General features: G+C 44.6%; 23 protein-coding genes. 8 read left to right on the top strand and 15 right to left on the bottom strand.

The genetic code is table 11. The annotated features are described in order from the left end of the window. Positions 1 to 39 precede the first annotated feature (39 nt). Both L4B77_RS15100 and L4B77_RS15095 read right to left on the bottom strand, forming a co-directional pair. Positions 40 to 1,344: an inosine/guanosine kinase gene (locus L4B77_RS15100; protein ID WP_261839347.1), complete on the bottom strand. Its 1,305-nt coding sequence runs from the start codon at positions 1,342 to 1,344 to the stop codon at positions 40 to 42. Positions 1,345 to 1,446: 102 nt separating this feature from the next. Then, positions 1,447 to 1,716, bottom strand: coding sequence for a hypothetical protein (locus tag L4B77_RS15095; protein ID WP_304564529.1), 270 nt, complete (start codon positions 1,714 to 1,716; stop codon positions 1,447 to 1,449). 203 nt (positions 1,717 to 1,919) lie between these two features. Between L4B77_RS15095 and mnmA the strand changes: the two genes are divergently transcribed. From mnmA to purB, 3 genes are all read left to right on the top strand, one after another. Continuing rightward, the gene (gene mnmA, locus L4B77_RS15090) at positions 1,920 to 3,056 is read left to right on the top strand and encodes a tRNA 2-thiouridine(34) synthase MnmA (protein ID WP_372041124.1); all 1,137 of its coding nucleotides are present in this window, start codon (positions 1,920 to 1,922) and stop codon (positions 3,054 to 3,056) included. Positions 3,057 to 3,103: 47 nt separating this feature from the next. Beyond that, on the top strand, positions 3,104 to 3,721 hold the full coding sequence (gene hflD / locus L4B77_RS15085; RefSeq protein WP_146491851.1) for a high frequency lysogenization protein HflD: 618 nt from the start codon (positions 3,104 to 3,106) through the stop codon (positions 3,719 to 3,721). A gap of 142 nt (positions 3,722 to 3,863) precedes the next feature. Next, positions 3,864 to 5,234, top strand: a complete 1,371-nt coding sequence (purB, locus tag L4B77_RS15080; protein ID WP_429751404.1) for an adenylosuccinate lyase — start codon at positions 3,864 to 3,866, stop codon at positions 5,232 to 5,234. A 247-nt stretch (positions 5,235 to 5,481) separates the two neighbouring features. Here the strand turns inward: purB and htpX are convergent, their stop codons facing one another. Then, positions 5,482 to 6,345, bottom strand: a complete 864-nt coding sequence (gene htpX / locus L4B77_RS15075) for a protease HtpX (RefSeq protein WP_429751402.1) — start codon at positions 6,343 to 6,345, stop codon at positions 5,482 to 5,484. Positions 6,346 to 6,621: 276 nt separating this feature from the next. On the opposite strand from htpX, the gene L4B77_RS15070 reads away from it, so the two are divergent. Continuing rightward, positions 6,622 to 6,789: a hypothetical protein gene (locus L4B77_RS15070; RefSeq protein ID WP_261839342.1), complete on the top strand. Its 168-nt coding sequence runs from the start codon at positions 6,622 to 6,624 to the stop codon at positions 6,787 to 6,789. A 116-nt stretch (positions 6,790 to 6,905) separates the two neighbouring features. Here the strand turns inward: L4B77_RS15070 and bioD are convergent, their stop codons facing one another. From bioD to bioB, 4 genes are read right to left on the bottom strand one after another with little or no spacing between them, the layout of a single operon-like run. After that, positions 6,906 to 7,589 (bottom strand): dethiobiotin synthase, encoded by a 684-nt coding sequence (bioD, locus tag L4B77_RS15065; protein WP_261839341.1) that lies wholly within the window; start codon positions 7,587 to 7,589, stop codon positions 6,906 to 6,908. Then, positions 7,586 to 8,389: a malonyl-ACP O-methyltransferase BioC gene (gene bioC / locus L4B77_RS15060; protein ID WP_429751399.1), complete on the bottom strand. Its 804-nt coding sequence runs from the start codon at positions 8,387 to 8,389 to the stop codon at positions 7,586 to 7,588. The genes bioD and bioC overlap by 4 nt, the downstream gene beginning before the upstream one ends. After that, positions 8,390 to 9,601: an 8-amino-7-oxononanoate synthase gene (bioF, locus tag L4B77_RS15055; protein ID WP_429751407.1), complete on the bottom strand. Its 1,212-nt coding sequence runs from the start codon at positions 9,599 to 9,601 to the stop codon at positions 8,390 to 8,392. Next, a complete protein-coding gene (gene bioB, locus L4B77_RS15050; protein WP_261839338.1) occupies positions 9,588 to 10,640 on the bottom strand; it encodes a biotin synthase BioB in 1,053 nt (350 codons plus the stop codon). The genes bioF and bioB overlap by 14 nt, the downstream gene beginning before the upstream one ends. 159 nt (positions 10,641 to 10,799) lie before the next feature. Here bioB and bioA point away from each other — a divergent pair, with 159 nt between their 5' ends. Continuing rightward, entirely contained in the window at positions 10,800 to 12,092 is a 1,293-nt protein-coding gene (bioA, locus tag L4B77_RS15045; RefSeq protein ID WP_429751397.1) for an adenosylmethionine--8-amino-7-oxononanoate transaminase, read from the top strand. A gap of 132 nt (positions 12,093 to 12,224) precedes the next feature. Here the strand turns inward: bioA and serS are convergent, their stop codons facing one another. The 5 genes from serS to lrp form a co-directional block, all read right to left on the bottom strand. Continuing rightward, the gene (serS, locus tag L4B77_RS15040; RefSeq protein WP_261839336.1) at positions 12,225 to 13,532 is read right to left on the bottom strand and encodes a serine--tRNA ligase; all 1,308 of its coding nucleotides are present in this window, start codon (positions 13,530 to 13,532) and stop codon (positions 12,225 to 12,227) included. A 142-nt stretch (positions 13,533 to 13,674) separates the two neighbouring features. After that, a complete protein-coding gene (locus tag L4B77_RS15035) occupies positions 13,675 to 15,030 on the bottom strand; it encodes a replication-associated recombination protein A (RefSeq protein ID WP_239847007.1) in 1,356 nt (451 codons plus the stop codon). Positions 15,031 to 15,094: 64 nt separating this feature from the next. Next, on the bottom strand, positions 15,095 to 15,691 hold the full coding sequence (gene lolA / locus L4B77_RS15030; protein ID WP_429751395.1) for an outer membrane lipoprotein periplasmic chaperone LolA: 597 nt from the start codon (positions 15,689 to 15,691) through the stop codon (positions 15,095 to 15,097). 69 nt (positions 15,692 to 15,760) lie between these two features. Next, on the bottom strand, positions 15,761 to 18,898 hold the full coding sequence (locus L4B77_RS15025) for a DNA translocase FtsK (RefSeq protein WP_429751393.1): 3,138 nt from the start codon (positions 18,896 to 18,898) through the stop codon (positions 15,761 to 15,763). 164 nt (positions 18,899 to 19,062) lie between these two features. Continuing rightward, complete coding sequence (lrp, locus tag L4B77_RS15020; protein ID WP_261839333.1) at positions 19,063 to 19,557, bottom strand: leucine-responsive transcriptional regulator Lrp; 495 nt, start codon at positions 19,555 to 19,557, stop codon at positions 19,063 to 19,065. Between the two features lie 156 nt (positions 19,558 to 19,713). Between lrp and ald the strand changes: the two genes are divergently transcribed. Next, entirely contained in the window at positions 19,714 to 20,838 is a 1,125-nt protein-coding gene (gene ald, locus L4B77_RS15015) for an alanine dehydrogenase (RefSeq protein ID WP_372041116.1), read from the top strand. 200 nt (positions 20,839 to 21,038) lie between these two features. On the opposite strand, the gene L4B77_RS15010 is transcribed toward ald, so the two are convergent. Both L4B77_RS15010 and cysB read right to left on the bottom strand, forming a co-directional pair. Continuing rightward, a complete protein-coding gene (locus L4B77_RS15010) occupies positions 21,039 to 22,241 on the bottom strand; it encodes a methyltransferase (RefSeq protein ID WP_429751391.1) in 1,203 nt (400 codons plus the stop codon). A 175-nt stretch (positions 22,242 to 22,416) separates the two neighbouring features. Then, on the bottom strand, positions 22,417 to 23,391 hold the full coding sequence (gene cysB / locus L4B77_RS15005; RefSeq protein WP_261839330.1) for an HTH-type transcriptional regulator CysB: 975 nt from the start codon (positions 23,389 to 23,391) through the stop codon (positions 22,417 to 22,419). Between the two features lie 322 nt (positions 23,392 to 23,713). On the opposite strand from cysB, the gene L4B77_RS15000 reads away from it, so the two are divergent. Both L4B77_RS15000 and miaE read left to right on the top strand, forming a co-directional pair. Beyond that, the gene (locus L4B77_RS15000) at positions 23,714 to 24,478 is read left to right on the top strand and encodes a DNA repair protein (protein ID WP_429751388.1); all 765 of its coding nucleotides are present in this window, start codon (positions 23,714 to 23,716) and stop codon (positions 24,476 to 24,478) included. 105 nt (positions 24,479 to 24,583) lie between these two features. Continuing rightward, on the top strand, positions 24,584 to 25,378 hold the full coding sequence (gene miaE / locus L4B77_RS14995; protein WP_290334647.1) for a tRNA isopentenyl-2-thiomethyl-A-37 hydroxylase MiaE: 795 nt from the start codon (positions 24,584 to 24,586) through the stop codon (positions 25,376 to 25,378). A gap of 106 nt (positions 25,379 to 25,484) precedes the next feature. Here miaE and pyrF read toward each other — a convergent pair whose 3' ends face one another. Beyond that, complete coding sequence (gene pyrF / locus L4B77_RS14990) at positions 25,485 to 26,180, bottom strand: orotidine-5'-phosphate decarboxylase (RefSeq protein WP_429751386.1); 696 nt, start codon at positions 26,178 to 26,180, stop codon at positions 25,485 to 25,487. Positions 26,181 to 26,235: the final 55 nt, after the last annotated feature.

Raw genomic sequence — 26,235 nt, 5'->3', positions numbered from 1 at the left:
CCTCTTATCGGGTATATAAATAATATGGATAAAAGTATCTTATCTTTCCCAGTAAGCTTCTTCTAAACTATCTTCTCTTTCAGGGAGGCCACGAGATAAACGAGGTGAGTGCTGAACTAACACTTCGTAACTTGCACGGTTTGAATATTTACAAACTTGTGAGAAAGATGAATACGTCAAGAATGAATGCTGATGCTTACTCGAATTTGGCACATTTTCTTTGTGGTACTTATTTGCAGCCATATCATGCAATAAAGCCGACAAAGCGGCATCCCCTGCACCATTGGTATTTTTGATTTTTTCTGGCCCCCCCATGTATGGCGCAATGTGCGAATACACTTTAATTGGGTTTTCACATAAATCTTTATGTGCAGGACGGCTAAATTCAAAACGGTTAAATTCAGCAATTGAACCAGGAAGTAAAGGCAGTGACGTTTCACGCTTCGCGGCATCTTCCGTGTAACCGGCCATAAAGAGGCCAACAGGGCCAGCTGTACATAAAACCAAGTCTACCCACTCTAGCGCTTTATCTGAAGCAGCAAGCGGATCGCTTTCACCCGTTAATGCTTCCGCTTCGTCTTCATTCATTGCCACAACCGTGACATGTTGCTCAAGGAAATCTTTCCAGAATTCTGGATCATCTTGAATAACGAACTTAGTACCGAGAGTTAGAACAACAGGCACATCGTATTTCTTCGCGTATTCAATCGCTTTCATTGTTGCTTCAGGCATCGGGTCACCTGGCTTACAACGAACTAAATAAGCGGTTAACACTAAAGCAGACGCACTTTTGAAGATTTTTTCAGGAATGCTCTCTGGTTTTAATTGGTTCATTTGTCCTTCGCTAATAGCGAAAGTACGTTCACCGTCTTCTGTAATTAATGCAAAGCAGCGACCAATTGCGCCATCGACCCCTTGTAAATGGTTCAGATCCATTCTGCTTGATGTATTACATAAATAGCGGTAACCGTAACTACCAATCTTAATATCTTGGCTCATGACACCAAGTAGGGTAGAACGGTCATCTGCCAACACTGAGTAGTTGTGTAATGTGTTACCAATTGTGCCACCAGCGTATTCATTGGTGATCAGGCACTGCTCTTTCAATTCTAGATATAAAGACTCCGCCGCTTCATCACCAATAACCAGTGAGTGTCCCTTACTTAAGCCGTATTTTTCGATCAGATCAGAATGCACTTTTGCTTCAATATCTACCAGAGTCTGGTCAATACCGATAATATGAGTGCGTGACATTCTTTTGCTCGTTTGAGCTTGGCTCACTAAAGGGTCACGAGCGTGAACCGGAAAATAGTGCTTTGATTTACGTTGTCCAGGGAATTTCATAGGGCTAGTCTAAGTCAAGGGGAAATAGGTGGCGGATTCTACCGCGCTATATTTAACGCGGCAATCTTTCAAACTATAGCAAACGTTTGCTGGGTTATTTTTTTATTCGCCTTCCATAAAGCTTAAATCTGGCAACATACCCAAATGCTCTGCGTAACGTTTTTGATTGAACTCTGCGCCATTTTTCATTACATCAAAGACTTCAACAGCCAGTGCACATGCCATCGCCGCAATTGCCTCTTCACGGGGAGTACCCGTCATCATTAAACGCATTAGCGTCTCTTTCACTTTCACAGGTTGACCATCTTCAAGTTGGTTCTCGATAATTTCAATCAACTGTTCTTCTTGCATAAATTCATTTTGTTCAGACATTTTTTATCTCAAGCCTTGGATTTTGAGCGACTATGCCATATATATTTCTGACATCCTAGCGACTCATCTCGCTCTCATACGATTATCTAACCAAGTCAGCGCACTATTTGTGCAAATGAAACTGTGATTCCAGTCTCGGATCTGTCGCGCCGTTTCTCTTTCTGTTAGAATCTGCAACCAAGTAATAGTAACGGTGTTTAGACATGTCAGATATCAGCTCTGGAAACAGCGAAAAGAAAGTAATTGTCGGTATGTCCGGCGGTGTAGATTCGTCAGTATCGGCGTATCTTCTTCAGCAACAAGGCTATCAGGTAGAAGGCCTTTTCATGAAAAACTGGGAAGAAGACGATAACGAAGAATACTGCACGGCAGCTGAAGACCTTGCTGATGCTCAAGCGGTATGTGACAAACTAGGTATCCACCTTCACACGATCAACTTTGCTGCAGAATACTGGGACAACGTATTCGAATACTTCCTTGCTGAGTACAAAGCAGGCCGTACGCCTAACCCAGATATTCTTTGTAACAAAGAAATCAAATTCAAAGCATTCTTAGAGTTTGCGGATGAAGTGCTCGACGCAGACTACATTGCGATGGGTCACTACGTTCGTCGTACTTTCCCAACACAAGAAGAGCTTGATGCTGGCGTAAAACCAGAAATGCTACGTGGTCTAGACAGCAACAAAGACCAAAGCTATTTCCTATACACGCTAAGCTCAGACCAAGTGGCACGCAGCCTATTCCCTGTCGGTGAATTAGAGAAGCCAGAAGTGCGACGTATTGCTGAAGAGCAAGGCTTGATCACAGCGAAGAAGAAAGATTCAACCGGTATCTGCTTTATTGGTGAGCGTAAGTTCACTGAGTTCCTAGGCAAATACCTACCCGCTCAACCCGGTAATATCGAAACGCCAGAGGGCAAAGTGATTGGTCAACATCAAGGGTTGATGTACCACACGCTTGGTCAGCGTAAAGGCCTACATATCGGTGGCACCAAAGGTGGTGGCGGAAATGAAGAGCCCTGGTTTGTTGGTGAAAAAGATCTTAAGCGTAATGTTCTGATCGCGGTACAAGGTAAAGACCACCCTCTTTTGAAATCAGAAGGTTTGATCGCCTCCCAACTTCATTGGGTAAATCGCACACCAATTGCTGAAGTTATGACATGCACGGTAAAAACACGTTACCGTCAAACTGACATTCCTTGTACAATCATCCCAATTGATGATGAGAATATTAAGGTTATTTTTGATGACCCACAAATTGCTGTGACACCAGGTCAATCAGCAGTGTTCTACCAAGATGATGTATGTCTTGGTGGCGGTATCATCGAAAAGCGCATCTAATCAAATCGACGAACAACAAACGATAGAACACAACTAGGAGTTACTACGTGGCTAATACACTTTATGACCGTACGATTGCTTTCGCCGGAATTTGCCAAGCTGTGGCTTTGGTTCAGCAAGTTGCGAAAGACGGCCATTGTGATAAAGATGCCTTCGAAGCTTCACTCAGTGCCATTTTAAATACCAACCCAGCCAATACCGTGGGTGTCTTTGGACGTGAAGCGAACCTAAAGCTTGGTCTTGAATGCTTAGTAAAAGGTATCGATAGTACTCCAGCTGGTAGCGATATTACGCGCTACATTATCAGCTTGATGGCGCTTGAGCGTAAGCTATCATCTCGTAACGATTCTATGTCTCAGCTTGGTGACCGTATTCAAACGGCAGAGCGCCAAACTGAACATTTTGATCTGTTTGACGAGCAAATGATCAGCAACCTAGCGAGCATCTACCTTGATGTTGTGAGTCCTATCGGCCCTCGTATTCAGGTTTCTGGGACGCCATCAGTACTACAACAGACGTCGAGCCAGCATAAAGTTCGAGCACTCCTTCTATCAGGGATTCGCAGTGCCGTTCTTTGGCGTCAGGTTGGTGGTAAACGCCGCCATCTTATCTTCGGTCGCAAGAAGATGATCGAGCAGGCTCAAATCCTACTAGCTCGAATGTAATTTATTAGCTCGCGCCTCGTCGCGAGCTTGTTTTTTGTATCACACAACTCTCACGCAAACGATTGCGCAATGTGCGTGACAATTGAGATTGTTACTGGTATAAACCTCTCAAAATTTAGAAAACTCAATTCAGGAGAACACCATGGAACTGTCAGCATTGACTGCTGTTTCACCAGTAGACGGCCGTTACGGAAGTAAGACTATTGCACTACGCAGCATCTTTAGTGAATTTGGCCTACTAAAATACCGCTCTATCGTTGAAATTCGTTGGTTACAAAAGCTTGCACAAACTGATGCAATCAAGGAAGTACCAGCGTTCAGTGCAGAAGCTAACCAGTTTCTTGATGAACTCGCCGCTAACTTCAGTGAAGAAGACGCTCTGCGTATCAAAGAGATCGAACGCACGACAAACCACGACGTTAAAGCGGTTGAATACTTCTTGAAAGAGAAAGTAGCGGGTGTTCCTGAACTTCACGCCGTCAACGAATTCATTCACTTTGCATGTACTTCTGAAGATATCAACAACACCTCTCACGCACTTATGCTTAAAGAAGCTCGTGACACTGTGATTCTTCCAGAAATTCGTAACGTTATTGATGCTATCAAAACTCTTGCGAACGAGTACCGTGATATTCCTCTTCTTTCTCGCACACACGGCCAGCCAGCTTCTCCTTCTACGATGGGTAAAGAGATGGCTAACGTTGCGTACCGTATGGAACGTCAATTCAAGCAAATCGAAAGCGTTGAGATCCTAGCGAAAATCAACGGTGCTGTAGGTAACTACAACGCACACCTTTCTGCATACCCAGAAGTTAACTGGCACCAGTTCAGCGAAGAGTTCATCACTGAATCTCTTGGCGTAACTTGGAACCCGTACACAACTCAAATCGAACCTCACGATTACATCGCTGAGCTATTTGATGCTGTTGCTCGTTTCAACACGATTCTTCTAGACTTCGACCGTGACGTTTGGGGCTATATCGCTCTTGGTCACTTCAAGCAGAAGACTATTGCTGGCGAAATCGGTTCTTCTACAATGCCGCACAAAGTTAACCCAATTGACTTCGAAAACTCTGAAGGCAACCTTGGTCTAGCGAACGCAGTATTTAGCCACCTAGCACAAAAACTTCCAGTTTCTCGCTGGCAGCGTGACCTTACTGACTCTACAGTTCTTCGTAACTTAGGTGTTGGTGTTGGCTACGCAATCATTGCATACACTTCGACTCTGAAAGGTATTAGCAAGCTAGAAGTTAACCGTGCTGCGCTACTTGCTGAACTCGACAAAAACTGGGAAGTATTGGCTGAACCAGTACAAACGGTAATGCGTCGTTACGGCATCGAGAAGCCATACGAGAAGCTAAAAGAACTGACTCGCGGTAAGCGTGTCGATGGCGAAGGCATGCGTGCATTCATCGATGGTCTTGAAATCCCTGCAGACGAGAAAGTTCGTCTAAAAGAGATGACACCAGCGAACTACATCGGTCAAGCAATCGAGCTGACTGACAAGCTGTAAGATTCAGATTCGAAAAATGAATAAACAAAGGCTTCCTACGTGGAAGCCTTTTTTGTTTCTCGAACAATAGTACCCTAAGTAAAAGAACGACAGTCAAACACCCTACTCATCACCTCCATTCAAATACGGCAAGTCGCATTAAACAAACACCCTTACCTATTCTTGGGCAGCAAGTACAAAAAAGGCCTCCCGAAGGAAGCCTTAAGAATACATATTGCCGCTTAACGACCGCAACTTGTATTAGAAATTACATATTACGTAGAGAAGCAATACGCTTATCTAGCGGTGGGTGGCTCATTAGAAATTCAGTTAGAGACTTCTTACCGTTGATACCAAATGCCATCATGGAACCTTCTAGTTGTGGCTCGTGGCTCACCTTTAGACGCTCTAGCGCTGCAATCATCTTCTCTTTACCGACCAAGTGTGCTGCGCCTGCATCGGCATGGAACTCACGATGACGGCTGTACCACATCGTAATGAAGCTCGCTAGGAAACCAAATACCAGTTCCAGCACCATAGATACGCCGAAGTACACCATCATGTTGCTGCCACCCTCTTCTTCGTTGTCATTCGACGCAACAATGTTGGCGATGGTACGAGATAGGAAGATAACGAACGTGTTCACAACGCCTTGCATTAACGTCATTGTCACCATGTCACCGTTCGCGATGTGGCTAACTTCGTGAGCTAATACCGCTTCAGCTTCATCACGCGTCATATTGTGCAGAAGGCCCGTTGATACTGCGACCAACGAATCATCACGTTTAGCCCCCGTTGCAAATGCGTTGATGTCTGGTGAGTCGTAGATCGCCACTGTTGGCATACCAATACCAACTTGTTGAGATTGACGGCTTACCGTTTCCATCAACCAATGTTCTGTTTCGTTACGCGGGCTTTCAATGACCATACCGCCCACTGAACGAAGCGCCATTTTTTTTGACATCATTAATGAGATGAAAGAGCCGCCAAAACCGAATACCGCAGCCATTAACAGTAAACCAGACAGGCTGCCAGGTTGCATACCGGTAACTGCGTATACAATATTAAGAACAACACTTAGCACCAATACAACCGCAAGGTTGGTTGCAAGGAACAACATTACTCGCTTCATTACTTATCTCCGCATGAAAGCTGTTTTTATTAAACTTATTGTTATAAACAAGGTAGGCAGCAATTGATTCCAACCTTGAAGACTGATAGATACTCATACATATAGTCTTAGATTAGGAGAACAAGGTTAAGCATTAAATTGCAACATTTGATTACGAGACCAGATTCGAGTAGGCATGCTCTATTAGACCTAAGTCGTATGGTGTCAATATAACAATTCGTTTACAGTAACTATAGATGATTTATTGGCTATTCCATGAACAAAGAGGGAAGGAGCATGGTCGAAGGTACTAACACTCAAATGGCTATCGATTTATTGTGCTGTCACCTAGGGATTACTGAAGAAGAAGCGAAAAAGCAGATTGGACTCCTAACACCGCAAACGGCACAAACAAAAATCACAGAAACACAGCAAGCACTAATGGGACTCACAAAAGAACATTAACCCATATTTACTTATATAACAGACCGATTTTTTTATAAATTTATGGTCTAAAGGCTTAACAAAGCAAAGGGGCTGCTATTGCAGCCCCTTTGCTTGTTTAACATATAACTTGGGATTTAAAGATCAAGCAATGGTTGTACATTAATATACTTACCAATGTTCTTAGACTTCACTTTTGGCACGTAAGGAATTTCACCTAACTTCGGTGCACCTAGCTTGTCTTCAAGCATCGCAATAATATCAGCATAGTGCTCAGTGCCTGGGTTGATACGGTTTGCAACCCAACCAACCAAGTTTAAGCCATCGGCACGAATCGCTTCTGCAGTCAGTAGAGCATGACTCAAACAGCCCAGTTTAATGCCGACAGTCAGTACCACTGGCAACTGCTCTTTTTTCACCCAGCTAGACAGGTATTCATCATCTGAAACCGGCACACGCCAACCGCCAGCACCTTCAACTAAAACGATGTCAGAGTTTCGCTTATGCTGTTCTAGCTTTGTAGATAACAGAGTTTCATCCATCACTACGCCGTCATGCTTTGCTGCGATATGAGGCGACGTTGGTAGTAATAGTGCGTACGGATTAACGTCTTCGTAGGCAATATTTTGCGTCGCCGCTTCTTGCAGATGCAATGCATCACTGTTACGTAGCCCTTCAGGGTACTGTTCACATCCAGCAGCTACTGGCTTATAACCAATGGTTGATAGATCTTGAGCGGCCAAAGCTTGAAGAATCGCTTTTGAAACCACTGTTTTTCCCACTTCGGTATCCGTACCTGCAATGAATAATGCATCAATCATAATTGAATAACCCCTAAACAAACTTGATATGTTGCTGGTAAGAAACCTTGATGACTTTTAAACTCTTGATATTCCCGTTCAACAAGCTGCAACATACGTCGACTTGTTAAACCTTGTGAGCGCCCACTTACGTGATTAGCACCGATACCTTTAAGGTCGCGCATCAGTTCAAACGCTGTATCATACCAAACCGTGATGGTGGGCAAGTCTAGTTGATGAGACTTACAGCTAGATTGCGCTAACGCAATTTTTACCTGATTGATTGTGATAAAACGGTTAACGTGTTGATGTGAGTCAATTTTTGACCATGAGTTTTCCAGTTCAAACAAAGACCCATCAAGCAATGTTGAGAAAATCACACATCCTCCATTAGCTGAAACACGCTTCATCTCCTTCAAAGGCGAGGATAAATCATCACACCATTGCAGTGCTAAGCTAGAAAAAACAATGTCAAAACATCCATCTTCAAACGGCAATTGTTCAGCATCTGCTTGTTGATATAGAGAGACCGATGCACCACAACGCTGCTCTGCCCTTTCTAACATGCCTCCAGAAAGATCAGCGCACACGACTTCAGCACCACGCATAACCATCTGCTCGGAGAAATAGCCCGTCCCACAACCTAAATCGAGCACTTTTAAGCCCGAGAGATCGCTCGGTAGCTTATCCAGTAATCGGTGCCCGACCTCCCGCTGAAACTTTGCGTGTTTATCGTACGTTGTTGCCGCTTTTCCGAAGGCTTCAGCAATCGCACACTTATCGTGGGTTACGTAATTATGCACTACGGCTTCTTGTGACATTTACTGACTCTCACTATTTGATTCGAGGCTTGTTTCAATATTCGATTCAAAGCTTGATTCGATATTTCGTTCTATTGCTTGACGCAGTGAATCAGTTAACTGAAGAATTTTTTTCTGACTGTGATTGGCCGTTAACGTAATTCGTAAACGAGCAGTGCCTGACGGAACCGTTGGCGGCCTTATTGCGGTCACCCAAACTTGGTTTTGCTTTAACTCTTCAGCTATAGATAATGCCGCCTGAGCTTCACCTATCACAAATGGCTTAATCGGAGTCTGAGTATCCACAAAGCCTTTCAAGCCGCTCATCTGCTCTGCATAGAGAGTCCCCAGTTCAGCAAGCTTCTCACGACGCCATTCTTGCTTTTGAATCATCAGACACGCATGGGACAAAGCAACAGCTTGTGAAGGAGGCATCGCCGTCGAATACACATGATGACGAGCGAACTGAGTTAAGTAGTCACCGACCTCTGACGAACAAAGGATCGCTGCACCAGAAAGGCCAAATGCTTTACCAAAGGTCACCACCAAGAGATCAGGTGAGATTTGTGCCGCATTGCAGCTCCCTGCCCCTTGCTCACCGAGCACACCGATACCATGAGCATCATCTACCACCAGCCAACTATCGTATTGATTAGTCAGGCTAGAGATATGTTCGAGAGGCGCTTGGTCACCATCCATGCTGAATACGCCTTCAGTGACGACTAGAGACTGTGAAGACCGACCTAATAACGATTCTAGGTGCTGCGTATCATTGTGCTTAAAGCGTTTCATGGTTGCAGGACAAAGCATCCCCGCTTCCATCAAAGAGGCGTGATTAAGCTTGTCTTGCAGCAGAGCGTCGTCTTTTTCAAGCAGAGAAAACAACAAGGCTTGGTTCGCACTGAAGCCAGAGCTAAAGAGAATGGCACGTTCAAAGCCCAACCATTCACACAGCTGAGCTTCTAAATTTCGATGGGCAGCACTAAACCCCGTGACCAATGGCGATGCTGCACTGCCAGCACCATATTGAGAAAGTCCTGCTTGCCACGCCTCCACCAATTCAGGATCGTTCGCCAAGCCTAAGTAATCATTACTCGAAAAATTAATGAAGCGAGAACCTGCGCAAGTAAGCAAAGGACCATTACTGTTTTCGAGTACCTTGAGTTGACGAGTTAGCCCTTGCTCACGGCGATGCGCAAGCGCTGTTTTAATACGAGATTTAAACAGTGGCATCGTAAAACATGTCATCTTTCGTTGGACGAGCAGCAACACGCTCCACCACTTGATCTAACAGTTCGTTTTCTTGAATTTCATCCGGCTTCTGAGCCACTTGTTGGCTGTTGATGCCTAACTTCTTAAACAGCTGCATATCCGTGTCTTCATCTGGGTTTGGCGTCGTCAGTAGCTTACAGCCGTAGAAGATAGAGTTCGCGCCAGCCATGAAACACATCGCCTGCATCTGTTCATTCATATTCTCACGGCCTGCCGATAGGCGAACCGCAGACATTGGCATCATGATACGAGCAATCGCAATCAACTTAATAAAGTCGAAAGATTCAACATCATCAACGTTTTCCATCGGTGTGCCTTTCACTTTTACGAGCATGTTAATTGGCACACTTTCAGGGTGTACGGGAAGGTTAGCCAGCTCTACTAGCAGACCAGCACGGTCATTGGTGCTTTCACCCATGCCAATGATACCGCCAGAGCAGATCTTCATACCAGCATCACGCACGTGAGATAAGGTATCTAAACGATCTTGGTAAGTACGAGTAGTAATGATGCTGCCGTAAAATTCCGGAGACGTATCAAGATTGTGGTTATAGTAATCCAAACCTGCATCCGCTAGCTCGCCGGCTTGCTCTGGCGTTAACATACCTAATGTCATACAAGTTTCTAAACCCATCTCTTTCACACCTTTGATCATGTCAGTCAGGTGAGGCATATCGCGTTCTTTCGGATTTTTCCACGCCGCCCCCATACAGAAGCGAGTAGAGCCTGCGTTCTTCGCTTTTTGCGCCGCATCCAAAACACGCTCAACTTCCATCAAACGTTCTTTGTTAACATCCGTTCGGTAGTGAGCACTTTGAGGGCAGTACTTACAGTCTTCAGGGCAAGCACCGGTCTTAATCGATAAAAGCGTACTCACCTGCACGTGGTTGTGCTCTTGGTACTGCCTATGAACGACTTGAGCTTCAAACATTAAATCCATAAACGGTTTTTCAAGCAGCGCTGTTACTTCAGCAACGGTCCAGTCATGACGAACTTCCACGTGTCGATCCTTTTTTATTATTTGATGTTGCATCTCCATCACTAGAGATTGCATTTATGCTTGGCTAGTCTACCGACAAGCTTTAGACTGTCAACACATTGATAATATGAAAAGTTTACATTTGGCTATTTTACAACCACATCAAGAATGGGAATTACTATGGATCTCGCCTTTGATCGCCAACATATCTGGCATCCCTACACATCAACATTAACACCTCTGACCTGCTATCCAGTCACCAACGCAGACGGTGTTTACCTCGAATTAGAAGGCGGAAAACGAATTATTGATGGTATGTCATCTTGGTGGTCTACCATCCACGGCTACAACCACCCTGAGTTAAATGCCGCAGCTCATCGCCAAATCGATAAGGTTTCGCACGTTATGTTTGGTGGTATCACCCACCAGCCCGCTATCGATTTATGTAAGAAGCTTTTGAATCTCGCGCCCAGTAATCTTGAGCATGTATTTTTGGCCGATTCAGGTTCAGTCGCGGTAGAGGTTAGCCTCAAAATGGCGCTGCAATACTGGCACGCCAAAGGACAACCTCGTTCGAAGTTCCTCACACTAAGAGATGGCTACCACGGCGATACCTTTGCGGCGATGTCAGTGACCGACCCAGACAACTCGATGCACAGCCTCTACAAAGGCTTTTTACCTGAGCACATTTTCGCTGATTCTCCAAAAACAGGCTTTTGGGAACAATGGGACGCGAACGACATCAACAGCTTTCGAGAAAAGCTGGCAGCACACCATCAAGAAGTCGCAGCGGTGATCTTAGAGCCAATCGTGCAAGGGGCTGGCGGTATGCGCATCTATCACCCTGAATTTTTAAAACAAGTTCGCTTACTGTGTGATGAATTCAACGTATTACTTATCTTGGATGAGATTGCGACTGGTTTTGGCCGCACAGGGAAACTGTTCGCTTGTGAACATGCCGATATTCAACCGGATATCTTATGTGTAGGCAAGGCATTAACGGGTGGCTATATGACATTGTCAGCGACGCTGGCAAGTAAAGAAGTTGCTGACACGGTATGTGGTGGTGAAGCAGGTTGCTTTATGCATGGGCCAACCTTTATGGGCAACCCACTGGCTTGCGCAGTTGGTGCGGCAAGTTTATCCATCATCGAGCAAGGTCATTGGCAAAATCAGACTCAGCAGATTGAACAGCTTTTCTCTGAGCTGCTACCACCGTTACGCGAGCACGATCTTGTCAAAGACGTTCGCTGGTTAGGCGCAATTGGCGTCGTTGAAACTCACACGCCGGTCGATATGGAAATCATCCAAGCGCATTTTGTTGAACAAGGCGTTTGGATCCGCCCATTTGGTAAGTTGATTTATATGATGCCTCCCTTTATCTCAAACCCAGAAGAAATCCTTGCACTCGTCAATGCCATCGACACAGCACTGTGCACACCAGAGTGTTTTCAAACTATTGCAGATAGTTGAACTCTAAAATCAAACTGGCGCTAAGATGCCGATTAGATATATTGATTTAAGAAGATAGAACATTAATACCGATATAAAAAAGCCCAGCATATAGCTGGGCTTCTAAATCATGATTCACGTTAGACGTGATAATTAACCAATGTGCGTTAATCCGCCCATGTATGGCTGAAGTACTGCTGGGATAGCAATACGGCCGTCAGCTTCTTGGTTGTTTTCAAGGATAGCAACCATAGTACGACCCACAGCAAGACCAGAACCGTTTAGTGTGTGCACAAGTTCAGGTTTCTTTTCGCCTTTACGACGGAAACGAGCTTGCATACGACGCGCTTGGAAATCCCACATGTTTGAACAAGAAGAAATTTCACGGTAAGTCTCTTGTGCTGGAACCCATACTTCTAAGTCGTAAGTTTTCGCAGAGCCGAAGCCCATGTCACCGGTACATAGAATGACTTTACGGTAAGGAAGCTCTAGAAGTTGAAGTACTTTCTCAGCGTGACCCGTTAGCTCTTCAAGCGCTGCCATTGAGTCTTCTGGTTTAGTGATTTGTACTAATTCAACTTTGTCGAATTGGTGCATACGGATAAGACCACGAGTGTCACGACCGTAAGAACCCGCTTCAGAACGGAAACATGGCGTGTGAGCTGTCATCTTAAGTGGCAGTTCAGCTTCATCAGTAATCGTGTCACGAACCATGTTCGTTACCGGTACTTCCGCAGTAGGGATAAGCGATAGCGTCTTAAGAGGTACGTCACTGACTTGCTCAGTTAGCGGGCTTGTGTGGAACAAGTCTTCGCCGAACTTAGGAAGTTGACCAGTACCGTAAAGGCTATCGTGATTCACTAGGTACGGTACGTACATTTCAGTGTAGCCGTGCTCATCAGTGTGAAGGTCCAGCATGAACTGAGCAATAGCACGGTGTAGGCGTGCAAATTTGCCTTTCATCACGATGAAACGAGAACCCGAGATTTTAACTGCGCTAGCAAAATCAAGACCGCCAGACATTTCGCCAAGATCGACGTGATCTTTCACTTCAAAGTCGTAAGTCTTAGGTTGCCCCCAACGAGAAACTTCTACGTTGTCGTCTTCATCTTTACCGTCTGGCACTTCTGCATCCGGTAAGTTAGGAATCGACATGGTGATCGTTTCTAGCTCAGATTGAAGATCAGCCAATGCTACTTTAGCTTGGTCTAGTTCTGCGCCTAAGTTGCCTACTTCTGCAAGGATACGCTCAGCTTCTTCATGGTCGCCTTTTGCTTTCGCTTGACCAATGGACTTCGATCGAGAGTTACGTAACGCTTGTAGCTCTTCAGTTTTCATCTGAAGGGACTTACGTTTTTCTTCAAGTTCACGAATTGTCTCTACATCAAGGGTGAAGCCTCGACGTGCTAATTTTGCCGCTGTTTCATCCAGCTCAGCTCGAAGTAATTTAGAATCCAGCATTGCTAATCCTATGCTTTAGTTATTTGAATATTCAGTAGTTTGCTACTGAATCACTGCTAAACCCCTAAAACTGGTGCTATTTCGACCAATTTATAACGATTTAATTGAAATTTTATGACTAGGTAACGATATCCAAAAAAGACTACTTTTCATAGCGTTTTTGTGGGCTTTTTGCGTCCAAATCCGCCAGATAATCTAGCTTCTCACCTATTTTGGTCTCTAAGCCTCGTTTTGTTGGGAAATAGTATTGCTTCTCTCCCATTTCAGGAGGGAGATATTTTTCCCCCGCCGCGTAGGCTCCTGGTTCATCATGAGCATAACGGTATTCTTGCCCGTAGCCCATGTCCTTCATCAAAGTTGTCGGTGCATTTCGTAAATGATGAGGGACTTCATATTCAGGAAGGTTGTGCGCATCTGTTAGGGCTTGCTTCCACGCGGTGTAAACCGCATTACTCTTTGGTGCACACGCGAGATAGACTACCGCCTGTGCAATCGCACGCTCCCCTTCAGCAGGGCCAATCCGCGTGAAGCAATCCCAAGCCGACATCGCGACCTGCATGGCACGAGGGTCAGCGTTACCGATATCTTCAGAAGCAATCGCCAGCAAACGCCTTACGATATACAAAGGATCGCAGCCCGCAGCAATCATTCGCGCAGACCAGTACAAGGCCGCATCCGGGTTTGAGCCACGAATTGACTTATGAACCGCCGATATTAGGTCGTACCAAATATCGCCCTTATTATCGAAGCGAGCGACTTTCTCACCAGCCACTTCAGCCAGTAACTGCAAAGTTATCGCCTTCTCGCCTTTATCGTTGTCTTCTGCCATGTCATATAAAAGCTCAAGATAGTTGAGCGACATACGCGCGTCACCATTAACCAGTTCAGCGAGGCGATCTAAAACATTATCAGCAAAATCAGCCGACACATCACCTAACCCGCGTTGCTTATCTTCAATCGCTTGGCGAATCACGAGTGAGATGTCATCGGTATTCAGGGACGTCAGTTTGTAGACACGCGCTCGTGACAACAAAGCGTTGTTCAATTCAAAAGAAGGGTTTTCTGTCGTCGCACCAATAAAGGTCACGGTGCCATCTTCGATATGAGGCAGAAAAGCATCTTGCTGACTTTTGTTAAAGCGATGGACTTCGTCTACAAACAGGATGGTTCTGCGCCCTGCTTGCTTGTTCTCACGCGCTTTTTCAATCGCAATACGAATGTCTTTTACGCCCGAAGTTACCGCCGATACGCGTTCAACTTCTGCATTAGCATAGTTTGCTGCCACTTCCGCTAACGTGGTTTTGCCGGTGCCCGGAGGCCCCCATAAAATCATCGAGTGAATATGGCCCGCTTCCAATGCTCTGCGAAGTGGTTTACCTGGGCCTAATATATGCTGCTGACCTATGTACTGTTCGACCGTTTCAGGCCTCATACGAGCAGCAAGGGGACGAAAATCTTCGTCCCCTGCAAAATCTAAGCTGTAATTACTCAATTGCAATCTCTTGATTCGTTGATGGCATTAACGCCTATCGACTTACGATCCAACGATCGACTCATTTGGATCAGTTTCTTTGGTCGTCGACCTCGACACCTTTCGGAACCACAAAAGTAAAACGATTTGTCGCGGGTTTACCTAAGTCAACATTGCTAAAGGTAAATGCACCTATTTGACCATCTTGCTCAATCACATTAAAGCCCTGAACAATGCCCTTGTCAGTGATCTTAATCTGGAAGTCACCCTGATTAGAATCGACAGCCGTTGGTGTTAAGGTAAATTGATCACCCGCTTGCGACACAGTGTAATTATCCCAATCACTTTCTTTATTTCGCGTCAGCAGAACAAACGGTGTTTGAGATGTGGCCTGCTCTTGCCAGTAAATACTGACTTGCTCAATGAACGGGCTGTAATACCACAAGCTTTGACCATCAGATACTAACAAGTTTTCATCCGGAAGAGTCGTTTCCCAACGAAATAAACTTGGGCGTGCAATCTCTACCGTGCCCTGACCTTCCATAACAACATCACCATCAGGGCTGGTCACGACTTGTTTAAAGTCAGCGCTAAAGCCTGCGTTTAATGCCAAACGGCTACTCAACTCTTCTTTCGGAGAAGCAAACACTGAGAAGCTCATAAATAAAAGTGCGAATACTTTTTTCATCAATAATCCTGTTAGAACATAAGTCGGTCATATTTTCGATTTGACCGACTTAATGGAAATCAGTTCCTACTAGAACTGATCTTTGGGTGGCGCAGGCGCCAAAACTTCACGGTTACCGTTATGCCCCGGAGCACTGACAATACCTTGAGCTTCAAGTTGTTCGACAATTCGTGCGGCACGGTTGTAGCCAATTTTGAATCGACGTTGTACGCCGGAGACTGAACCACGACGTGAATGCACCACGTGTTCTACCACTTGATCAAACAGAGGATCAACCTCTTCATCACCTTCCATCTTCTCACCCGGAAGCAAGGTTTCTGGGGTTTGTTCACCGTTAGTGATCTCATCTATGTAGTTTGGCTTGCCACGCGCCTTCCAGTTATTCACCACAGCGTGCACATCATCATCCGATGCAAAAGCACCGTGAACACGCGTTGTATGACTCGAACCCGGTGGCAAGTAAAGCATATCACCCATACCCAACAATGATTCCGCACCACCTTGGTCAAGAATAGTACGAGAGTCCGTTTTAGTTGATACGGTAAAGGCCACACGGGTTGGAATATTAGCTTTAATAAGACCGGTAATGACATCGACGGACGGACGTTGCGTCGCGAGAATTAAGTGTACGCCCGCCGCACGTGCTTTTTGTGCCAAACGGGCAATCAGCTCTTCGACCTTCTTACCGACCACCATAATCAGGTCAGCAAATTCATCAACGATAACCACGATGTAAGGCAGTTTTTCAAGCAATGGCGCTTCAGGGTCCATGCTGTCACCCGGTTTCCAAAGAGGATCGTGAATTGGGTGGCCCGCATCTGCCGCCATCTTAAGCTTATCGTTATAGCCCTTAATGTTACGAACACCCAGCGCTGACATCAGTTTATAGCGACGTTCCATTTCGCCGACACACCAACGAAGGGCATTCGATGCATCTTTCATGTCAGTCACCACTTCAGACAATAGATGTGGTATCCCCTCATAAATCGATAGCTCAAGCATTTTCGGATCGATCATGATAAATCGAACATCTTCCGGTGATGCTTTGTAAAGCATACTCAGAATCATTACGTTTACACCAACTGACTTACCAGAACCGGTTGTACCTGCAACCAGAACGTGAGGCATTTTCGATAGATCAGCAATCACAGCTTCACCAGCGATGTCTTGTCCGAGAACCACTGTCGTTGGTGATTTTGCTTCTTGGAACTGAGGGCTAGCAACCACATCTGAGAAGAATACCGTTTGACGACTCATATTCGGCAGCTCTAAGCCCACATAAGGTTTACCCGGTATCACCTCTACGACACGTACTGCCAATGCAGAAAGTGAACGCGCTAAATCCATAGAAAGGCCAGAGATACGGCTGACTTTCACTCCGGGAGCCAGATCGAGCTCGAATCGAGTGATCACTGGGCCAGGGAAAATATCAACCACATCGGCCTTGATTTTGTAATCGGCTAATTTCGATTCAACCAAACGAGCGATGGCCTCTAGCGCATCACGATCAATGAAGGTTTCACGTTTTTCAGGACGGAACAGCAGTTCAAGCGTAGGCAGTGGTTCCGCTGGTTTCGGTAAATTAACATCTTGCTGAACTAAAAACGGATTTTGTGTCGCTGCCATATTCGCTTGAGCTTCAGAAACAAGGTTCTGGAATGCCGCAACATCTTGGTCTGGATGCACAGCCTCTTCTTCCGTTACCTCTTCCCAAGGAAGGTCAACGTCTGATTCTAAGCTCTGCGCTGTTAGCTGCTCAGGCTCTGAATGTTCTTCTTGAGATGAGAAGGACTCAAACGACTCGTTGGTTAATGCTGCGTTCGTTAACTCATCTTGAGTCTGTTCGAATTCAAGATCTGAACCTTGTTCATCGCTTTGCTCTTCCGCGACATCAAACGGTGAAGATTGTGCAGAGAAATCCCCTTCGACAGTGAACTCTGACTCTCCTAAAGGTGAAGCATACAGAGACTCGGGTTGAACATCTTGCGAATCAAGCTCGCTATTCTGTTCTGGAATCCCCTCTCCTGTTGACTCAACGCTGTCAAAATCAACGGGCACTTCCGGTTGCTCAGTCTGCACATATGGTTGTGGTGTGACTTGAGGTTCGTGAGGATCACTCTGACTTTGCTCTGCGAGATCATTGTCATATATTGCTGCATTTTCTAGTTGTTCTATCGTTGCATTCAACTGTTTTGAACGCTCAACACCTTCTTGTAAGGTTTCTTCAGGTGCATGGTAGATTGGTGCTGAAGGCATAGGGTCAGCGACACGTTCAAGTTCTGGTTCTGGTTCTGGTTCAGGTTGAACCAAAACATCTTGCTTAACCTGAGTATCGACAGGCATGTGAATATTGTATTGGCGCTTAGAGGGTTCATGACCATTGTCTAATACATCGACTGCCGCATCCGAAGATTCATTGGTCGCAGAGAAACTCATCGCTGGATCCCACTGCTCTTGCTCCACTTCTTTTTTCTCTTCCGTTACATCGGCATAGTTTTCTATCGCGGGAAGAGCTCGGTCTGCAGATTCTTTTAGTTCAGGTTCGATCAACTCTTGATCTTGTCTACGGATTTTATTAACAACTGACGTAAAGAGTTGGATAGCACATTCACCCAACCAGTCAACGATGCTTAACCAAGAAATACCCGTAAGCAGAGTAAAGCCAGCCCCCCACAAGAAAAGAAGAACTAACGTACTGCCAAGAAGATTTAATATGGGAAGTGCAAGACTCGATAGTACGTCACCAACCACACCGCCTGACGAAAAGTACCAAATATCATCAAAGTTGATGTCGGCTAAACCGCAACTAGTAAGAATAAGGACGGTCAAACCAAGTAAGCGAGTGCCCCACAGCATAAAATCGATCGGCTCGTCTTCATTACGTTTGCGGAACAGAACCCAAGCGGCAACCGTCACGAGGATCGGCAGTGGATAGGCCAGAGAGCCAAACACAAAGAAAAGCGTATCCGCCAACCATGCACCTAAGTAACCACCTGCATTTTGAATATCCCCACCCCATGCCGTTTGCGACCATGATGGATCCGCAGGGTTAAAAGTGAATAACGCAACGGCAAGTAGAATAGAGAAGAGAACACCCAAAATCAGGCTGCACTCTTTGAGACGTTGAGAACCGTTCAAACGAGGAGACTGAGGCTCTTCACTCGTTTTAATGATTGTTTCTACTTTATTACTGCTGTGCTTGAACATAAACCAACTTAATAATTGAACGAAATAAAAATGTTACGAGAGGTCCAGCCCTCTCATTTCTATGAAACCACTGGTGATTTAACCATATCAAACAGAAAAACCCAATTCCAGAAAGCAAGAAAGCGGAACAAATGTCCGCTTTCTTTCATTTTCACCAACCGAGGTTAACGAGTTTTAATCACAAGTTGATTAGATTGTTTCACTTCTTCCATTACAACGTAAGTTCGAGTGTCGTTTACGCCTGGTAGACGCAGTAACGTGTCACCAAGCAACTTACGGTAAGCACCCATATCCGATACACGTGTTTTTAGAAGATAGTCAAAATCACCCGACACTAAATGACACTCTTGGATGTCATCCAGTTTCTGCACCGCAGTGTTGAATTGTTCAAACACATCTGGCGCACCACGGTTCAATGTAATTTCAACAAACACTAACAGTGAAGCATCAAGGTACTGTGGGTTCAGTAAGGCTGTGTACCCAGTAATGTAACCTTGACGTTCTAAACGACGAACACGCTCAAGACATGGAGTTGGAGAAAGTCCGACTCGTTTTGAGAGTTCAACGTTTGAGATACGACCGTCTTTTTGCAACTCATTAAGAATGTTGCGGTCAATACGATCTAGTTCCTTGGACGGCTTCTTATAATTGTCTGCCATTTTTTATTCCACCTTATTACTTCCTTGCAAAAAAATATACTACAACTTTTCAATATTCAGTATCAAATTTTACTTAAACCCATCTATACTAGATATTAATTCGACAGAATTACCCTAAAAATAGATAAAACAACCATAATATAATAAGGAGTCAGGATGATCATTGGCGTACCTAAGGAAATCAAGAACCACGAATACCGCGTTGGTATGACCCCTGCTAGTGTGAGAGAACTAATCTCACATAGTCACCAAGTTTTTGTAGAAACCAATGCCGGTAGTGGTATCGGTTTTTCAGACGATGATTACATCGCTGTAGGCGCATCCATTCTTCCTACTGCTGCTGACGTTTTTGCGAAAGCAGAGATGATTGTAAAGGTTAAAGAACCTCAAGCTGTCGAGCGAGCTATGCTTCGCGAAGGGCAAATATTATTTACTTATTTACACCTTGCACCAGATTTTCCACAAACTGAAGAGCTTATCAAGAGCAAAGCTGTCTGCGTAGCCTATGAGACTGTAACAGATAATATGGGTCGCTTGCCACTATTAGCACCAATGTCTGAGGTGGCTGGTCGCATGTCTATTCAAGCAGGTGCACAAACATTAGAGAAGTCTAACGGTGGTTGCGGTCTTCTTCTCGGCGGTGTTCCAGGTGTTGAACCTGCGAAAGTTGTTGTTGTTGGCGGTGGTGTGGTTGGTGCTAACGCAGCACGTATGGCCGTTGGCCTTCGCGCAGATGTCACTATTCTTGATCGTAACGTAGACACACTGCGTCGTCTTGATGAAGAATTCCAAGGTCGTGCTAAAGTGGTTTATTCTACTGAAGATGCGATTGAGAAGCATGTGCTAGAGGCAGACCTAGTCATTGGTGCTGTACTCATCCCTGGTGCAGCCGCTCCCAAATTGGTTACCAAAGAACACATCGCTAGAATGAAACCTGGCTCAGCTGTTGTTGATGTTGCAATCGACCAAGGCGGTTGCTTCGAGACTTCACACGCAACCACTCACGCTGATCCAACTTACATCGTTGATGACGTCGTTCATTACTGTGTTGCTAACATGCCAGGTGCCGTTGCTCGTACCTCAACTTACGCGCTGAACAATGCAACACTACCATATATTGTTAAGCTGGCGAACAAAGGTTACCGCGAAGCACTTCTATCGGATAAAGGCTTCCTTGAAGGTCTAAACGTCATCCACGGTAAAGTGACTTGTAAAGAAGTTGCGGAAAGCTTTAACCTAGAATACGTAGAGCCAGCGAACGCTATTGCAATGTTTAACTAATTACGTTTGCCCAGCTCGTCATTTATAGAACCGCCTATTTGGAGGCCATGACCCTCTGAATGGCATTCAATAAATACGACTCGCAAGCTAAAAAGCCAGTACGACCCACAAGTCGAACTGGCTTTTTAATCTCGCCAATACGATCGACCGCAAGCTATCCTTAACGAGCTCTATTCTACGATCATTCGCTCTGTTTCAATTTAGCCTTCAATCTTGGTTCCATGAATTAACAAGTTTCGAGGAGTCACACTGCGCTCACAAAATGCTTCAATTGATACTTCATAGCCTTGTTCTTGTAGATAAATTGCGCGATCCAAAGCCAACCAAACCTCTAACGGCCGTCGAAAGGCCTGTTGAACCAAACTCAGTTTTTCCATTTCCCAGAAAAGCTTCTCGCCTTGGGCTAAATAGAATTCAAAATCAACCTCTGCTCCCAACGATATCTCTTTTACTTCAACTGCCCAGCGGCAGAATGATTCAAAACCCCCAGCTAACTCTGATTTTCTAATGCTCGGTACAGGAATATATTCGTCAATATGAAGTTCAACCTTAAGCAGTTGGCTAAAACCCAAACGATAGCTCATCTCTAACTGACGATGTCTCTTTACTCTTTCACCGCCAGTGACGGTTTCTTGAAGTGGGATTCTTAAGTCGCTCCGACTTAATGTTAGTGTCGAGTTTTTCGCGACGGATGACATAGGTTGATAGGTTTCATCACGAATGAGATGGTAACAGCAAGGGGAAATCGTCACAGCAGGAAGCCCGTGTGTGACACACTTTTTAACTAACTCGACATGAAGGTCACCACAGGCATGAAGAGCAACCGCATGTTGGTTTGAGTTAAACACGTCATCAGCATCATCTGAAAACGCATCACCTTGTACAAAGTTCATCTTTAACTGGTTGTCATCAGCAATTTTTTGCCCGCTCTCACATAACGATTGCTGCCACTCAAAGCTGGTGACTTTTTGGTCCGATTGTTGAGATAGAATTCTGCCAAGAAAGCCCTTACCAGCACACCACTCGAGCCACTCTTTACCCTGGTGATGTTCAAGGGCCGCCTCTCCCATCGCCATAATTTGTTGTAACTTTCTCCCGGGAACACCATCAGCAGTACTACGTGGAAGATCTAAGCCTATCAGAGCCGTCCTTTCGAACTGGACAGTTTGTTTAGCCGTATCTAATTGAGGAAAAAAGCGAATCAATTCCTCAACCAAAAGTTGGGGCTGATCTTTTAGAGTTTGAATGTTTTCCTTATTTAAACTGTCTAACCAATCAACGAGCGGACGATTGATCTTTTTCCATGGCTGCTGTTGGGTTTGACACAGGTGGAAAGGCTCTGACCGCCAATAAGCTTGGTGCTCTAACAAGAATAAATCGAGTATTGTAAATCGTGAATACATGCTTCCCCCTATCGTACGTGGATTGTAGGGGCAAGAGGCAAAAATAGAAAGATGCGACAGCAAAAGAGCGACCCCAAAAAGGAGTCGCGTTTTATCAGTAAGTTAAGTCATAACGAAAAATCGCCTAGAAACGTATAACAGGCAGAAGAGCAACTTAGGTAAGCAAGGTTGAGGCCTATCGAACCGGCAGTTCAATATCTTTAAACATGGCTTCTATCTCATCATTTGATTTAAGAGAAATAGCTTGCTCCACAACTGGACGAGTCAAATGAGGGGCAAAACGTTCCATAAAGTCAAACATATAAGAACGCAAGAAAGTGCCTTTTCTGAAGCCAATACTCGTGGTGCTTGCACCAAATAAATGGCTAGCATCGATAGCAACCAAATCAGAATCTTGTTCTTGGTCAATGGCCATACTGGCGATTACCCCGACGCCAATACCCATACGAACGTAAGTTTTAATGACATCCGCATCCGTTGCAGTGAATACCACACGAGGTGTCAAACCCACTTTATTGAAGGCGGTATCTAATTCAGAACGTCCCGTAAACCCAAAGACATAGGTAACAAGAGAATAAGCGGCAAGATCTTCAATCGTAATATTACGTTTTTGTGCCAGAGGGTGATCTTGTGTCACAACTATAGAACGATTCCAGTGATAACAAGGCAGCATAATAGCATCTTGATAGAGGTGAAGTGCTTCCGTGGCAATCGCAAAATTCGCGGTCCCTTTAGCAACGGCTTCTGACATTTGGCTAGGTGTGCCTTGGTGCATATGAAGTGATACTTTTGGGTAACGCGCCGTGAAGCCCTTAATGACATCAGGGAGTGCATAACGAGCTTGTGTGTGAGTCGTTGAAATATTCAATGTACCCATCTCAGGATGAGTATACTCACCGGCAACAGCTTTAATACTCTCAACACGAGCCAAGATCTCTTGAGAAATCCGAATGATATCTTCACCCGCTGGGGTTACTTGCGTTAAATGCTTACCGCTGCGTTCAAAAATCTGAATACCTAATTCGTCTTCTAGTAATCGAACTTGTTTACTAATGCCAGGCTGAGAAGTGTATAAACTCTCTGCCGTTGCAGAAACATTTAGGTTATGGTTTACAACCTCAACAATGTACTTCAATTGCTGTAGCTTCATATTTAACCTCGTAATCCTTTACTCGTTTCAGTGCTAAGTTATTTGCAAAGAAAGCGCTATAGTCTCGTGTAATATAATTAATAGTTATAACGCTTCAAACATTAAAATGACAGATAAATTGAGTTTTTATAACCCAACAAACTAGAATATCAGTATCTCTTTGCTACTCACTCCTCATTCTCATAGATTAGTTAGCAAATTTTGATTGCTGATTGCGCTTAACAAGAGATAATCAGTTATTGTAATTTACGAGTGCCTATACACAATGGAATCGTGTATTCTCTCCTGTTAGCTTTAGAAAATAACAAGTAGACACAAATATATGAATATTGGTTTAATAATTGCCTTAGTCGCCGTTCTTTTGGTGTTGGTTTTGGGTTACAACATCATGCTTCAATACAAAGTTAAGGTAGAAACAGCGAAGAAACAGGAAGCTTCTCGTTATCTAACCATTATCGATGGAACAGAAGAGCTGATTGGCAATGCTCATCACATGCCTTTTAGTCAAGATCTTCTTGTATGCTTAAACAATAGAATTCTTGATGCATTAGAAAACATGCATCAACTCGATCCTAAAAATAAGCAGCTCGCCCAACGAATTGAAAGCGTGAAGCAGCAAATCACTCAGCTGAAAGAGAACTACCAAGGTGGTGAAAGTACCTCGTTCCGTGTTCCTAGCAGTGATAAGCAGGCAATCATGATGCTTAAGCTAGTGAAACGCCTACGCGAAACAGTACGCAACGAACACAATAAAGGCCGCTTTGAAACTCAATCTTTTGTGGTTGAGAACGCTCGTCTAGAAACAATTCAGATTCGTATCAACATCGAAAATGTTATCAAACGTGTAAATGACTCGATCTCTCGCGGGCAGCCGGGAACGGCCATTCAGTTATTGCGTAAAGGCATTGATGCATTAGCAACCAAAAACGATGCATACTCTACTCAAGCAAAAGGAAAGCTTCAGCAGATGCTCAACGACCTTGATCAGAAACGCCAAGATAAAAATGCACATGATTTACAGCAAATTGAATCTAAAGAGCGTGACGACGACATGGATGCTCTGTTCGGTCAGAAGAAGAAATGGTAACGGTCTAGACCCTGAATATAACAAGGCCGCTTCATTTGCATTAAATGGTCGGCTTTTTTGTTGCGAGTGAATTTCCTTTCTCCGTATAGGGAGATCCTATGAGCTGTGATAAAATCCCGCATTATCAACAAACTTGCCCCGCCCATGTATCAAGAATTATTAGCACCAATACACTCTTTTCTTAAAGCTGAAACACCAGATTCATGGATAGACAAAGCTAAGAAACCTGAAAACCTTCACATCATTCTACGTGATCACATGCTTTGCGAGCTGAAAGCTGCACAAAGTGCTTTATTCCTAATCCGTAAATATGCCGTTGATAAAGAAAGTGCGAAGCAACTGAATGAGTGGATTTTACCCTACGAGCAATTTGCATATCGTCGTATCGGCGACTTAGAGTCACTGCGTGGTAAAAGTAACGTATCGAAGCAAATTACAGCAAAAGAAGGCTGTAATTACGGTGCAGACCTGATTGATAAAATGGTGCTACTCATTAAAGAAGAGTTGCATCACTTTTATCAAGTCATGGAATTAATGGTAAAGAAAGGCGTGGCTTACCAACCAATCGAGGCGGGTCGTTACGCTAAAGGCTTGATCAAGCAAGTTAAGACTTACGAACCCGATGCTCTGGTTGATAAACTTATCATCGGCGCGTTTATTGAAGCTCGCTCTTGTGAACGATTCGCTAAACTGGCTCCTTTTTTGGAAGAAGACATGGAGAAATTTTACGTGTCTCTACTTCGCTCAGAAGCCCGTCACTATCAAGATTACCTTGAACTAGCTGAACAGATCGCAGGCAAAGATATTTCAGAGCGTATTGCTCACTTTGCGCAGGTAGAAGCCGATCTCATCACTTCAAGCGACAGCGACTTCAAATTCCATAGTGGTGCTCCGGTTTAAGCTCCACATTAAACATGCAGTACCGTTAATACGAATCCAGACTAAAAATTAAGGCTAGCAATTTGCTAGCCTTCTTTATTTGTATCTCAATCTAAATATAGAAGACTTAAGCTAACGTACCGTTGATCTCTGCAAGTACAGCAGCAGGGTCTATCGCTTGCGTAATAGGACGGCCAATAACAAGGTAGTCTGAACCTGATTCAATCGCTTTAGAAGGCGTCATGATACGCTTCTGGTCACCAACATCCGCGCCAACAGGACGAATACCTGGAGTCACAAGCTTGAACTCCTGACCAAGTGCACCTTTAAGCAAAGAAGCCTCTTGTGCAGAACATACAACACCGTCTAAACCTGAGTTTTTCGTTAGAGAAGCTAAGCGCATCACCTGTTGTTGTGGTTCAAGATCCAGACCGATACCCGATAAATCAGATTGCTCCATACTGGTTAGTACCGTTACACCGATTAACAGTGGACGCTCTTTGCCATAAGGTTCTAAGATTTCGCGAGAAGCCGTCATCATGCGCTCACCGCCACTTGCGTGAACATTCACCATCCAAACACCCAGTTCAGCAGCTGCACGAACAGCTTTTGAACATGTGTTCGGGATATCGTGGAATTTAAGATCCAAAAATACAGAGAAACCACGTTTGTGTAATTCACGAACAAATTCAGGACCAAACAAAGTAAACATCTCTTTGCCTACTTTTAAGCGGCAAGATGCTGGGTCGATACGATCGACAAAGGCTAACGCATCCGCTTGGTTATCATAATCCAAAGCCACAATGATTTTTTGGTCGTTCATTTCATCTCCTAACGCAGTTAACTTTCTAAAAATTTTTTAATCACCTAAATAGGCA

Source organism: Vibrio minamisatsumaniensis (genome assembly GCF_050337445.1).
GTDB classification, from domain to species: Bacteria; Pseudomonadota; Gammaproteobacteria; order Enterobacterales; family Vibrionaceae; genus Vibrio; species Vibrio artabrorum.
Note: the sequence above shows the minus strand (reverse complement) of the source record. Positions and strands in the feature narration are given on the sequence as shown.

Bases quoted from the DNA above. Each gene is read 5' to 3' on its own strand.
- L4B77_RS15070 (WP_261839342.1), top strand. From the start codon at position 6,622: ATGGTCGAAGGTACTAACACTCAAATGGCTATCGATTTATTGTGCTGT.
- purB (WP_429751404.1), top strand. From the start codon at position 3,864: ATGGAACTGTCAGCATTGACTGCTGTTTCACCAGTAGACGGCCGTTAC.
- htpX (WP_429751402.1), bottom strand. From the start codon at position 6,345: ATGAAGCGAGTAATGTTGTTCCTTGCAACCAACCTTGCGGTTGTATTG.
- cysB (WP_261839330.1), bottom strand. From the start codon at position 23,391: ATGAAGCTACAGCAATTGAAGTACATTGTTGAGGTTGTAAACCATAAC.
- mnmA (WP_372041124.1), top strand. From the start codon at position 1,920: ATGTCAGATATCAGCTCTGGAAACAGCGAAAAGAAAGTAATTGTCGGT.
- serS (WP_261839336.1), bottom strand. From the start codon at position 13,532: ATGCTGGATTCTAAATTACTTCGAGCTGAGCTGGATGAAACAGCGGCA.
- L4B77_RS15100 (WP_261839347.1), bottom strand. From the start codon at position 1,344: ATGAAATTCCCTGGACAACGTAAATCAAAGCACTATTTTCCGGTTCAC.
- ald (WP_372041116.1), top strand. From the start codon at position 19,714: ATGATCATTGGCGTACCTAAGGAAATCAAGAACCACGAATACCGCGTT.
- L4B77_RS15095 (WP_304564529.1), bottom strand. From the start codon at position 1,716: ATGTCTGAACAAAATGAATTTATGCAAGAAGAACAGTTGATTGAAATT.
- bioC (WP_429751399.1), bottom strand. From the start codon at position 8,389: ATGTCACAAGAAGCCGTAGTGCATAATTACGTAACCCACGATAAGTGT.
- L4B77_RS15025 (WP_429751393.1), bottom strand. From the start codon at position 18,898: ATGTTCAAGCACAGCAGTAATAAAGTAGAAACAATCATTAAAACGAGT.
- pyrF (WP_429751386.1), bottom strand. From the start codon at position 26,180: ATGAACGACCAAAAAATCATTGTGGCTTTGGATTATGATAACCAAGCG.
- bioD (WP_261839341.1), bottom strand. From the start codon at position 7,589: ATGATTGATGCATTATTCATTGCAGGTACGGATACCGAAGTGGGAAAA.
- L4B77_RS15000 (WP_429751388.1), top strand. From the start codon at position 23,714: ATGAATATTGGTTTAATAATTGCCTTAGTCGCCGTTCTTTTGGTGTTG.
- lolA (WP_429751395.1), bottom strand. From the start codon at position 15,691: ATGAAAAAAGTATTCGCACTTTTATTTATGAGCTTCTCAGTGTTTGCT.
- bioA (WP_429751397.1), top strand. From the start codon at position 10,800: ATGGATCTCGCCTTTGATCGCCAACATATCTGGCATCCCTACACATCA.
- L4B77_RS15010 (WP_429751391.1), bottom strand. From the start codon at position 22,241: ATGTATTCACGATTTACAATACTCGATTTATTCTTGTTAGAGCACCAA.
- lrp (WP_261839333.1), bottom strand. From the start codon at position 19,557: ATGGCAGACAATTATAAGAAGCCGTCCAAGGAACTAGATCGTATTGAC.
- bioF (WP_429751407.1), bottom strand. From the start codon at position 9,601: ATGCCACTGTTTAAATCTCGTATTAAAACAGCGCTTGCGCATCGCCGT.